A 10,970-nucleotide genomic window follows, 5' to 3' on the forward strand; every position below is an offset into this window, starting at 1 on the left:
GCCCGGTGCCCGGGGTTCGCTCCGGGCCCGGACGCACACCGCCGCACCGGGACGGGGCGCGGAGGGGGCGCTTCCGGTACCGGCTCCCGGACGCCGCGTTCCCCCGCCGGGCCCGCGAAGGAGACCGAAACCAGACGATTTTGTCCGTAGTGTATTTAGGTGCACATGTGTCACCTGGGGCTTAGACGTCCCCACGCGCCCCTCCCGTGTCCGACCCGCGCCCGGGGTGCTGGTGCCGGGGATCCGTAGCGGGTTAGGGTGCGGTGCCCCTTCGTGTCCGTGACCGCTAGGAGACACACCGTTGAGAACCCCCACCGTTTCCAGTGAACCCCCGGTCGGGAGGCGCCGTGCCCCGGTCCGGCGACGCGCCGCCTGGACCGCGGCCCTCGCGACCGTCCCCGTGCTCGTCGCGGCGCCGCTGGGCGCACTCCCGGCCCACGCCGACCCGGCGGCAGCCGAGGAGCGCCTGACCGACCTGCGCGCGGACATCGACGCCCTCCTGGCGGACCCGTCCCTGGAGGGAGGGGTGTCCGGGGTGACCGTCACCGACCCCGCCACCGGCGCGGTGCTGTACTCGCGAGACAGCGGGGAGCAGCTGGTGCCCGCCTCCAACATGAAGCTGTTCACCGCGGCGGCCGCCCTGGACGTCCTGGGCGCCGACCACACCTTCTCCACCGAGGTCGTGGCCGAGGGGCACAGGCAGCGGCGCTCCGTGGAGGACCTGTACCTGGTGGGCGGCGGCGACCCCACCCTGTCCGAGCAGGACCTGGACGCGCTGGCCGCCGACGTGGCCGCCTCCGGGGTCAGGACCGTGCGGGGCGACGTCCTCGCCGACGACACCTGGTTCGACTCCCAGCGCCTCGTGGACGACTGGTGGCCCGAGGACGAGCCCTACGCCTACTCCGCGCAGATCTCGGCCCTCACCGTCGCCCACGGGGAGCGCTACGACACCGGCGTGACCGAGGTCGTGGTCACCCCCGGCGCGGCGGGTGCGCCCGCCACCGTGGACCTGGGCGCCGCCGAGGGCTACGCCGAACTCGACAACCAGGCCGTGACCGGCCCTCCGGGCGGCACCAGCAGCGTGGTCGTCGACCGGCCCGCGGGGACCAACACCATCACGGTGACCGGCACGATCCCGGCCGACGCCGCCCCCGTGACCGCCCTGCGCACGGTGGACGAGCCCGCGGGCCTGGCCGGGCACCTCTTCGCGCAGGCGCTGGAGCGGCACGGCGTCACCGTCGAGGGCGGCGTGGAGTTCGGCGAGGCGCCCGGTCGGGGACGCCACGGCGCCCGGCTGGTGGCCGACCACGAGTCCCCCGAGCTGGCGGAGATCCTCGTCCCCTTCATGAAGTTCAGCAACAACGGCCACGCCGAGATGCTCGTCAAGAGCATCGGCCAGGAGGTCGCGGGCGAGGGGAGCTGGGACGCCGGGCTGACCGGTGTCGAGCGGTCCCTGGCCGGGCTGGGGGTGGACACCTCCGACCTCGTCCTCAACGACGGCTCGGGCCTGTCCCGGGGCAACCTGGTCACCTCCGACACGGTCGTGGACCTGCTCGTGAGCACGCGCGACGCGTCCTGGCACGGGGTCTGGGCGGACTCGCTGCCGCTGGCGGGCGAGAGCGACCCGTTCACCGGGGGAACCCTGCGGTTCCGCATGGGCGGCACCGCGGCCGCGGGCGTCGTCTCCGCCAAGACCGGCACCATGACGGGCATCAGCGCGCTGTCCGGATACGTGGCCGGACAGGAGGGCGGCGACGGACTGGCGTTCAGCGTCGTCAACAACGGCTACGGCGGCCCGGCCCCCACGCCGGTGCAGGACGCGATCGCCGTCCGGCTGGCCGAGTACCTGGGCCACCAGACGCCCGTGAGCGTCCGGTCCCAGAGCGCGCCGAGCGAGCCCGGCGGTGAGCTGGAGTGCTCCTGGGAGCTGACCTGCTGATCCGCTGACCTGCTGACGCCACGGCCGGGCGGCGACTCGCCGCCCGGCCGTACCGTCAGCGCGTGAGGCACAGGACGCACGGGATGCTCGGGCGGCGCGACCGCGCTCAACGGCGTCCGCGCGTGAGGCGCGAAAACCCGGCCGGAGGGCCACGGGGACGACTCCCCGTGGCCCTCCGGGTTTTCCACAGGTGTGGACGAACTCCGCCGCTTCGGCTCCGAAGGTGGCATCTTGGGAGTGGACGACGCCGCCTCCCCGCAGCACACGATCCGCGTCGCACCCCCTGACCGCATGCTCCGCCCGCGTGGAGTCCCGGAAAGAGAGCGTTCCGATCGTGTCCTACTTCAGCGAGAAAATCGCCCGGTTCCCGGCCCTGCTCGTGTGCCGCCCCCGGGCCGGGTCGCCCGGGGCGGCTCGGCCCGGCCGCCTCCCCGGGACGGGCCCGCGCCGGTCCCCGGGGCGGGGGAGCCCGGGGTCCGTCCTGGGCGGCGTACTGGTCGGCTCCCACGGGTCCCCCGGGCGGCGGAACCCCGGGCCGCTACCAGGCGCGGCGGCCGACGAAGGCCAGGAACCGGGTCTGGGCGTCGGCGCCCTCGGGCGGGGTGAGCTCGGGCCCGCAGACGTCGTTCCCGCGCAGCTGCTCCCCGAAGGAGGCGGTGGCCTCGTGCGCCCACCGGACGTCGCCGGGGTCCAGGCGCTCGTCCAGGCCGGTGGCCCGGGCCAGGTCCCAGCGGTGCACCACGAGGTCGAAGCTGAGGAACCGGTCCACCGCCTCGGCGAAGGTGGTGCGGCCGAAGAACCCGTCGAATTCTGTTTTCGCGCGCCGCGGGTCGTCCAGGTCGGCCTGGACCACCGCTCGGGCTGCGTCCCAGGCGGCGCGGGGGTCCTCGTCCACGGAGGGGATGTCACCCAGTTCGCGGCCGACCAGGCCGAGGAACATGCCCTGGGTGTCCACGACGTGGCGGACCACGTCGCGGGCGTCCCACCCCTCGCAGGGGGACGCCGACGACCAGCGGTCGGCGGGGACGGCCGCCACCGTCCCGGCGAAGTCCTCGGACAGGCGGGCGTAGCGCTCGGAGATGTCGCTCATGATCGTGTTCCCCTCGGGTGCGTCTCGGTGTCCGCCATCCTCACCCCCTCGACCGGGCGCCGTCTTGAACAAACACGACGAACCGCACGTGTGTTCGGAGGCGGAGGACTACCCTGGAGCCGTGAGACCGTACTCCGTGGGGGTGGAGGGGGACGCGCGCGGCATTCTCGACCCGGCCGCCGGGCTGTCCCGGTTCCGCCTGGACCGACACGCGCCCTCGGAGCGGGTGGCCCGCTTCGTGGACCGCTACTGGCTGGCCTCGTGGAACCTGACCGGACGCGAGCCGCACACCCAGCGGGTCCTGGCCCACCCCGTCGTGAACCTGGTGTTCACCGGTGGGACCGCGACGGTGCACGGTCCGACCACCGAGGTGACCGAGCGCCGCCTGGAGGGCGAGGGCTGGGCGCTCGGGGTGATGTTCCGGCCCGCGGGGTTCCGTCCGTTCCTCGGCAGGCCCATGAACACGATCGTGGACGCCGCTCTCCCCGCGTCGGAGGTGTTCGGGGCCTCCGGTGCGGGCGGGGTTCTCGGCGCCGACGCGATTCCCGGTGCGGGCGAGGCACTCAGCAGGGGAGGGGTACCCAATGCCGACGGGAGCGGGGCCCCCGACGGCGCGTTGACGTCCGAGACGTCCGATCCCCTCGACCTCATGGCCGCGGTCGACCGCGCCCTGGCCGGGCTGCTCCCCGCGGACCGTCACCCGGCTGAGGACACCCGCGACGTCGTGGAGCGGGTGGCCGCCGACCCCTCGGTGGTCAACGTGTCCGGGCTCGCCCGGCGCGAGGGGATGGGTGTGCGGCTGCTCCAGCGCCGCTTCGCCGACCACGTCGGCCTGAGCCCCAAGGCGGTCATCCGCAGGTACCGGCTCTACGAGGCCGCCGAGCGGGCCAGGAAGGGCGCGGCGCCCGACTGGGGGAGCCTGGCCGCCGAACTCGGGTTCAGCGACCAGTCCCACCTGACCAGGGAGTTCACCGCAGTTCTGGGGACCCCTCCCGCGCGCTACGCGGCACGCGCGACACCAGGCGGCTGAGCGTGCGGTACACGTCCTCGGCCGTCAGCTCCGGGTCGGCGCAGGCCCGCACGAACAGGCCGTCGATGGCGGCGCCCACGCCCGCGCGGTCCTCCGGACGGGGGAGGTAGGGCGCGAGGAAGGCGTCCACGGCCCGGTTCCAGCGCTCGATCTGCGGGCGCAGGGCCGGGCGGCGCGCGGCGAGCAGGAACAGTTCGCACTCGGCCATCACCTGGGCCCGTGCGGGGCCCGAGCCCACCGCGATCATCCCGGCGAGGGCGCGCAGGGCCGCGTCCGCGTCCTCGGGCACGGCGGCCAGCGCGGCCACGTAGGTGTCGTTGACCCGGGTCAGGGTGTCCACGAGCAGGTCGTCGACGGTCGCGTGGTAGTAGGTGACGGTGCTGGGCGGCACCCCGGCCTCGGCGGCCACGCGCCGCTGGCTGACCGCCGCCACACCGTCGCGTTCGATGACGCGCATGGTGGCGTCCAGGAGCTGTCGGCGGCGCCGCTCGCCCTTGCGTCTGCGCCCGTCGGCGATGTCCTCGCCGACGGCCGCCGTGTCGTGGCCGTTCAGTGCCGCCCGCCCAGTTCCAGGGCCATGACGCCCGCGATGATCAGCGCGATTCCGCCGATCTGGACCCAGGTGAGCGACTCGCCGAAGAGCAGTGTGCCGATCACCGCGACCAGCGCGATGCCCACGGCCGCCCACACGCCGTAGGCCACGCCGAGGTTGATGCCCCGGGTGAGGGACTGGCTGAGCATGAGGAAGGCCCCGACGTAACCGACCACCACGACGACCGAGGGCAGCGGTCGGCTGAAGCCCTCGGAGAGCTTGAGCGAGGTGGTGGCGATCACCTCGGCGATGATCGCTCCGGCCAGCCAGAGCCACGGCACGGCGTTCCTCCAGACGGAAAACTGGGCGTTTGACCAGGTTCCTCCGGAGAAGAAACCTGAGCGTTCGGACAAGATTCTAGGCGCAGGGCCAACCCGGTGTCCAAGGCGAGTTATGGGTGGCCGTAACCTCATACCCGTAGGGAATCGAGGTGTACCCCCGGGGTGTATCGTCTTCGGTTCCGGCGTCCCCCACGTCCCACGCCCCAGATAACCGCTCTATACCGATGCATGAGATTTCAGAACCTTTTCGGTGGGTGTGCGTCTTACTTGCGTGGATGGCGTTTCAGGCATGACATGGAGGTAACCAGACGTGACGGGCAAGACACCTCCGGCGGTGGCGCGTCGTTTCGGTATCGGACTGGCGGCGCTGGCGTTGGCCGCCACGGCCTGCACGTCGGGTGAGGCCGAAACCCAGGGCGGCGGTACCGACGCGGCCAGCGCCGATCCCGCGGAGCTGGTGATCACTCCCGAGAGCGGTGCCGAGGAGGTCGCGCCCAACTCCCCCATCCGGGTCACCGCGGAGAGCGGTGTCATCACGGACGTCCAGGTGGAGCAGGTCGTCGCCACCGAGGCCGCGGCGGAGGGTGAGGGCGAGGCGCAGGACGCCGACCTCTACGCCATGACCGGCACCCTCAACGGCGACGCGACCGAGTGGGTCAGCGACTGGAACCTGCGCCCCGGCGCGGAGGTCGTGGTCACCGCGACCGCCGAGAACGACGCCGGTGAGGAGACCGAGGTCGTCCAGGAGTTCACCACCCTGGAGGCGGTCGCCGGACAGCGCCTGGAACTGGCCTCCAACTGGCCCGTCTCCGGTGACACCGTCGGTGTGGGCATGCCGATCGTCATCAACTTCGACCTGCCGGTGACCAACAAGGCGCAGGTCGAGAACTCCATGGAGGTCATCTCCGAGCAGGGCGTCCAGGGCGCCTGGAACTGGGAGACCGACACGATGGCCGTGTTCCGGCCCGAGGAGTACTGGGAGCCCCACCAGTCCGTGAGCGTCGACCTGCACCTCGCCGGCGTCGAGGCCTCCGAGGGCGTCTACGGCGTGGAGAACCACCGCATCGACTTCGAGATCGGCCGCGAGCTGATCATGACCATGCACGTGCCCGACCACGAGCTGGTCGTCAACATCGACGGTGAGCACGACCGCACCATCGAGGTGAGCAACGGCAAGGCCAGCCGCCGCTTCGACACCACGACCTCCGGCACCCACGTGCTCATGCAGCGCTACGAGCAGATGACCATGGACTCCTCCACCGTGGGCATCCCCGAGGGCACCCCCGGCGCCTACAACGTGGACGTGCAGTACGCGGTCCGCACCAGCGACAGCGGCGAGTTCCTGCACGAGGCCTCCTACAACGGCAACATCGGCAGCGCCAACACCTCCAACGGCTGCACCAACCTGCGCATGGACGACGCCCGCTGGATCTTCGAGAACACCCTCATGGGCGACGTCCTGGAGACCACCGGTACCGACCGCGAGCTGGAGTGGAACAACGGCTGGGGCTTCTGGCAGATGTCCTGGGACGAGTGGCTGGCCGAGAGCGCGACCGGCGAGCCGCAGGTGACCGACGGTTCGGGCACCCCCGGCTCCGTCCACGGCGAGCAGTAACCGCCCGCCCGACGACGGAAGGGGCGCCCGGGACCACGCGGTTCCGGGCGCCCCTTCGGCGTTCCGCGGTCCCCGCGGGAGACGACCGTCCCGCGCCGGGCGCCCGCCCGGTCAGTCCTGCCGGGACAACCGGGCCACCACGGAGTCGATCACCAGCTCGGTGACGGCGGCCATGTCCACGGCACCCGGGTCGAGGAGCCACTGCACCTGGAGCCCGTCCATCACGGCGATGACCGCCGACGCCGCGGCCTCCGCCGGGGTGTGCCCGTCCGGCCCCGGGGTGTCCGCGGCCTCCCGGTGCCCCGGCCCGAGCCGGTCCAGCACGGCGTCCCCGATCTCCCCGCGCAGCACGGTGTAGCGGTCCCGGAACCAGTCCTGCGCCGGGTGCCCGTCGGTGGCGCTCTCCGCCGACAGCACCGCGTACAGCTGCGTGGTCCCCGGCCGCTCGGCGTTGCGCTCGGCGGTCGACACCAGGTGGTCCAGCATCCGGCTCCCCTCCGGTGCCGGGTCGGTGTCGTCGCGCAGCTCCAGGACCGCGGTGAGCAGGTCGGTCTTGGAGCCGAAGTGGTGCAGGACCCCCGCCGGGGTGATGTTGAGCGTCGCCGCGATGTCGGCCAGCGAGGTGTTGTGGAAGCCCTGCGAGGCGAACACGTCGGCCGCCGTGCGCAGGATCTGCTCGCGCCGGTTCACCCGCCTCCGCGGCGCTGGCGCCTCGGAGCCGGAGGAGGCGCGGGTGTCCGGCGCCGGGGTCGTCTCGCTCATCCTGGTCTCTCCACTTCCTGTACCCGTCGGGTACTCCGGGCCCATGCGGGGGGCGGGGACCCGCCGTCCACGGTATCCAGCTTTCCCTTCCCCCTTGCTTAATGAATGTTAAGTAAGAGGGGTTTCGGTCCAAGAGGAGTGAGGCACAGGGTCGGGGGTTCGTGACTCCGGACCTTTACGCCCGCCGCGCCCGGCTTCCGCCGGTGGGCTCGTGCGCGGCCCTCGTGCGCGCAGTACCGGGCGCGGGCGCCTGCTCCGGGCACGTCAACGGAAGGACCCGACAGGGAACGGGAAGCGGAGGGCCGGGACGCCTGCGGAGTTCGGGCGGGACCGCCCTCCCCGGGGCGCCATCGACCGCTCCGCGGAGGGCCCGGGGGCCGGGCGGATCCCTCCGCCCGGCCGGGGCCTCACCAGGCGCGGACGCCGCCGACGGGGGCGGGCAGGCGCTCGCTGAGCCAGGTCCACGTGCCGTCGTTCTCGGTGAAGCGGCGCTGGACGCGCTCCACCTCCGTGATCGGGTTCGAGAACACCTCGGTCCACGCCCCGGCGGTGCGCTCCTCCAGGTAGAGGCTGCGTGCGTCGGTGCGCATGCGCACCGCCTGGAGCGTGTGGTTGGAGCCGTCGCGCAACTGGATGCGGTAATAGGCCATGGGAAGTCCCTGGAGTGTGGTTCGTCCTGGATGGAAGAAGGACGGTGCGTTCCCGGACCGCGCGCGGCACCGGCGGGTGCGCGTGGGTGAACCGGTCTCCCGGAGCGTGCGGCGGGCGTACGTGGTCGGGCCGCGCGAGCGTCTGACGGGTGGCGGCGGGAACGCCGAGACCCGGAGTGCTCCAAAGAACGGGTGCGGTGCCGGAAGCACCATGCTGTCCGCGTTGTGGACTCTACTCCTGTCGTGAGCACGCCGGAGCCGTAACCGCGGATACTGCGGATGAAATCCGGGTGATCCGACGGTAATCGCGGGAGGTGATTCGGAAAAAGCGCCTGATAACTACACACCACGCGCGATACGTCTTTTTTGACGCGTCAACGGGGGCCACGGGAGCCAAGGGTCGGGGCGCACGGCTCCGGCGTGCCCCGACCCGGGTTCAGGCGCTGGTCCCCCCGTCCACGCTTGTGCCCGTGGCGAACCGGCCGCCCGGACCGGCCGAGCGGGCGACGTCGGCGCCCTCACGCGTCAGCCGCGGCGCGGCGGCGACGCCGGTCCCGCGGCTCCCGCCAGTGGTGAGCGCGAACCCGTGCCCCGGGTTCCGCCCGCTCGCGGGTCCGACCGCGGCGATGCCCGCCGCGCGGGTCCGGCGGAGGCCGGACCCGGCGTCACTGGGCCGCGGCCAGGCGGGCCCGGGTCTCCATCAGGGCGAACCCCAGCAGATTGAGGCCCCGCCAGCGCTCGGGGACCCGCGCGTCGTCGTTCTTGGCGCCCAGTCCGATGCCCCACACCCGGTCGCGGGGGCTGGCCTCCACCAGCACCCGTCTGCCGGTGCCGAGTAGGAACTCGCGCAGCTCCGGGTTCTGGCCGAACTTGCCGAGACCGCCCTCGACCACGATCCCGAAGCGGGCCGCCTCCCACTCGCGCTCGTCGAAGCCGCGCACCTGGCGGCCGATCACCTTGGCGTCCCGGGGGTGGCCCGCCGCGAGGATCCGCTCCTCCGCCTCGGCGTCACCGAACAGGCGGGCCTTGGCGGCCATCATGTAGTGCTCCGCGGTGCGGTAGCCGACCCCCTCCACCGTGAAGTCGGCGGGCCACCACTGCGACAGGCAGCTCGCCGACACGCCTCCGGAGGCGGGCGGCTGGTGGCCCCAGAAGCACAGGTACTTGGCTCCGCCCGCCGAGGCCACCAGCTCCTCGACCGTGCGCGCGTCCGCGGGATCGCGTGTGTCCGTCATGGGGGAGAGTGTCCCAGACAGCACCGACGCGCGCGGGCGTGCGGCGGCGGTCGCGGGGGCCTCGAACGAGGGCGGTGCGCACCCGGGGCGGCGTATGTGACTCCGTAGTAGCGTTGCGGGAAACCCCAGGAGCCGTAGGTCAGAGGGACCCCGTCCGCCGTGGCGCCGACGGTGGACGGAGCGTCCTTCGAGTGCGCCGGCACCGGAGGACCGCACTCGGGCGGGTGAGGCCGCCGGACCGGTCGGCCGACTGGCGGGTCCACCCGGTTTCGCCCGTCGGCGGCGACACCCCGCGGCTGGGGCACGGGGTCGGGACGCGCCTCGGCCGCTGTGCCGTGGCCGCTCTCCTATGCCTGGAAGATGGATCTTTGACCAGAACACAGTTGAACTCTCAAGTTACTCCTGGGGGCACGGGCCCGATGGCCGAGACGCGGTGGCTCGACGAGGACGAACAGCAGACGTGGCGGGCCTTCCTGGCCGCCGTCCACCTGCTGGACGGGGCGCTGGACCGGCAGCTCAGACAGGACTCCGGCATGTCCCACGCCTACTACCAGATCCTGGTGAAGCTGTCCGAGGCTCCCGAGCGCGTGATGACGATGACCGACCTGGCAAGGAGGCTGCGCTCCTCGCCCAGCCGCCTCTCGCACGCGATCGCCCGCCTGGAGGAGGACGGCCTGGTCCGCAGGACCAAGCGCCCGGGAGACCGGCGCACCACCCTGGCCGAGCTCACCCCGGAGGGGGCGGCCGTGCTGCGCGAGGCGGCGCCGGGCCACGTGCACGAGGTCCGGCGCGTGCTCTTCGACGCGCTCACCGGCGACCAGGTCAAGCAGTTGCGGGGGATCGCGGAGTCCATGCTCGGCGTGCTCGACCCCGGGGGCGAGGAGCCGCGGTACACGGGGCCGACCGGTACGGCGCGCCGGGAGTGAGGCGCGTTCTGTTGTCGGCTCTCACCAGGGCGGACGCCGTGGGGGAGAAATAACCCTCATTGGCACTCTATGTGTCTGGGCGGGTGCGTACTATCATCTGCTTTCCCGGGAAAAGGTTGTAGTCTCAAGCAACGGTGTGAGGCCACGACCTCCTCCTGGGTTACCCGCTCACAGGAACAGGAACCGCTATGACCGAGAATCCGCTCATGTCCCGCGTGGGGGACGTCGTCGCGCTGCTCGCCAGAGTCGTGGTCGGCGTCGTCTTCATCGCACACGGTTGGCCGAAGATGTCCGACCTCGACGGCACCGCCCAGGGCTTCGCGTCCATGGGGATCCCCTTCCCGCAGTTCGCCGCCCTCCTGGGGGCGAGCATCGAGGTGGGCGCTGGGCTGGCCCTCATCGTCGGGTTCGCCCTGCCCCTGGCCGGGATCCTCCTGGCCTTCATGATGGCCGGTGCCTACTTCTTCGCCCACGCCGGCGACCCGCTGGTCGGCGGCTTCGAGTTCGTGCTCGTCCTCGGCGCCGTCGCCCTGGCCCTCGGGTTCACGGGCGGCCGCCTCTCCGTGGACCGCCTCATGCCGTGGGGTCGCCCCCGCCGTCGGACCCCTGAACCGGTACCGGCTTCCTGACCAGCGCGTCCGGTCCGTCCGTCGCCGGAGGCGGACGGCCCGGGTACCGCACATAACCCCCTTTTCTTAACTTATTTATCCAAATTCACCTATCCCTCACGAAAAACACTCAAATCTTTCGCTCTCCTTCACGGCAACACATTTTCATGAACGACAGGTAGAATTCGGTGCACCCGAAACACTGAGCGGGACCGCGCGTTCGGGCCCGTCCCGTGTGCCCC

At 72.2% G+C, this 10,970-nt stretch carries 11 protein-coding genes; 5 read left to right on the forward strand and 6 right to left on the reverse strand.

Going from position 1 to position 10,970, the window contains the following annotated elements:
* Positions 1 to 400 precede the first annotated feature (400 nt).
* A complete protein-coding gene (dacB, locus tag G011_RS0105455) occupies positions 401 to 1,939 on the forward strand; it encodes a D-alanyl-D-alanine carboxypeptidase/D-alanyl-D-alanine-endopeptidase (protein ID WP_019607617.1) in 1,539 nt (512 codons plus the stop codon).
* A gap of 538 nt (positions 1,940 to 2,477) precedes the next feature.
* On the opposite strand, the gene G011_RS0105460 is transcribed toward dacB, so the two are convergent.
* Positions 2,478 to 3,029: a TIGR03086 family metal-binding protein gene (locus G011_RS0105460; protein WP_019607618.1), complete on the reverse strand. Its 552-nt coding sequence runs from the start codon at positions 3,027 to 3,029 to the stop codon at positions 2,478 to 2,480.
* A 121-nt stretch (positions 3,030 to 3,150) separates the two neighbouring features.
* On the opposite strand from G011_RS0105460, the gene G011_RS0105465 reads away from it, so the two are divergent.
* Entirely contained in the window at positions 3,151 to 4,059 is a 909-nt protein-coding gene (locus G011_RS0105465) for a helix-turn-helix domain-containing protein (RefSeq protein WP_155979724.1), read from the forward strand.
* Here G011_RS0105465 and G011_RS0105470 read toward each other — a convergent pair.
* The gene (locus G011_RS0105470; RefSeq protein ID WP_255342111.1) at positions 3,998 to 4,576 is read right to left on the reverse strand and encodes a TetR/AcrR family transcriptional regulator; all 579 of its coding nucleotides are present in this window, start codon (positions 4,574 to 4,576) and stop codon (positions 3,998 to 4,000) included. The two genes, G011_RS0105465 and G011_RS0105470, sit on opposite strands and share 62 nt — an antisense overlap.
* A 32-nt stretch (positions 4,577 to 4,608) precedes the next feature.
* Positions 4,609 to 4,932: a multidrug efflux SMR transporter gene (locus G011_RS0105475; protein WP_013155521.1), complete on the reverse strand. Its 324-nt coding sequence runs from the start codon at positions 4,930 to 4,932 to the stop codon at positions 4,609 to 4,611.
* Between the two features lie 310 nt (positions 4,933 to 5,242).
* On the opposite strand from G011_RS0105475, the gene G011_RS0105480 reads away from it, so the two are divergent.
* Entirely contained in the window at positions 5,243 to 6,547 is a 1,305-nt protein-coding gene (locus tag G011_RS0105480; protein ID WP_019607621.1) for an Ig-like domain-containing protein, read from the forward strand.
* Positions 6,548 to 6,658: 111 nt separating this feature from the next.
* Here G011_RS0105480 and G011_RS0105485 read toward each other — a convergent pair whose 3' ends face one another.
* The 3 genes from G011_RS0105485 to G011_RS0105495 form a co-directional block, all read right to left on the reverse strand.
* On the reverse strand, positions 6,659 to 7,309 hold the full coding sequence (locus G011_RS0105485) for a TetR/AcrR family transcriptional regulator (protein ID WP_019607622.1): 651 nt from the start codon (positions 7,307 to 7,309) through the stop codon (positions 6,659 to 6,661).
* Positions 7,310 to 7,716: 407 nt separating this feature from the next.
* Entirely contained in the window at positions 7,717 to 7,959 is a 243-nt protein-coding gene (locus tag G011_RS0105490) for a hypothetical protein (protein ID WP_013155518.1), read from the reverse strand.
* 665 nt (positions 7,960 to 8,624) lie between these two features.
* Positions 8,625 to 9,194, reverse strand: a complete 570-nt coding sequence (locus G011_RS0105495; protein WP_019607623.1) for an NADAR family protein — start codon at positions 9,192 to 9,194, stop codon at positions 8,625 to 8,627.
* 419 nt (positions 9,195 to 9,613) lie between these two features.
* Here G011_RS0105495 and G011_RS0105500 point away from each other — a divergent pair, with 419 nt between their 5' ends.
* Together G011_RS0105500 and G011_RS0105505 are read left to right on the forward strand one after the other, a co-directional pair.
* Positions 9,614 to 10,120: a MarR family winged helix-turn-helix transcriptional regulator gene (locus G011_RS0105500; protein WP_019607624.1), complete on the forward strand. Its 507-nt coding sequence runs from the start codon at positions 9,614 to 9,616 to the stop codon at positions 10,118 to 10,120.
* Positions 10,121 to 10,308: 188 nt separating this feature from the next.
* Positions 10,309 to 10,749 carry a DoxX family protein gene (locus G011_RS0105505; protein WP_019607625.1) on the forward strand — a complete coding sequence of 147 codons (441 nt, stop codon included), beginning with the start codon at positions 10,309 to 10,311 and terminating at the stop codon, positions 10,747 to 10,749.
* Positions 10,750 to 10,970: the final 221 nt, after the last annotated feature.

The organism is Nocardiopsis sp. CNS-639 (assembly GCF_000381685.1).
In the GTDB taxonomy this organism is placed as follows: Bacteria; Actinomycetota; Actinomycetes; order Streptosporangiales; family Streptosporangiaceae; genus Nocardiopsis; species Nocardiopsis dassonvillei.

Excerpts from the sequence above, each read along its gene's own strand:
- G011_RS0105460 (WP_019607618.1), bottom strand. The coding sequence starts at position 3,029 with ATGAGCGACATCTCCGAGCGCTACGCCCGCCTGTCCGAGGACTTCGCC.
- G011_RS0105485 (WP_019607622.1), bottom strand. The coding sequence starts at position 7,309 with ATGAGCGAGACGACCCCGGCGCCGGACACCCGCGCCTCCTCCGGCTCC.
- G011_RS0105490 (WP_013155518.1), bottom strand. The coding sequence starts at position 7,959 with ATGGCCTATTACCGCATCCAGTTGCGCGACGGCTCCAACCACACGCTC.
- G011_RS0105495 (WP_019607623.1), bottom strand. The coding sequence starts at position 9,194 with ATGACGGACACACGCGATCCCGCGGACGCGCGCACGGTCGAGGAGCTG.
- G011_RS0105500 (WP_019607624.1), top strand. The coding sequence starts at position 9,614 with ATGGCCGAGACGCGGTGGCTCGACGAGGACGAACAGCAGACGTGGCGG.
- G011_RS0105505 (WP_019607625.1), top strand. The coding sequence starts at position 10,309 with ATGACCGAGAATCCGCTCATGTCCCGCGTGGGGGACGTCGTCGCGCTG.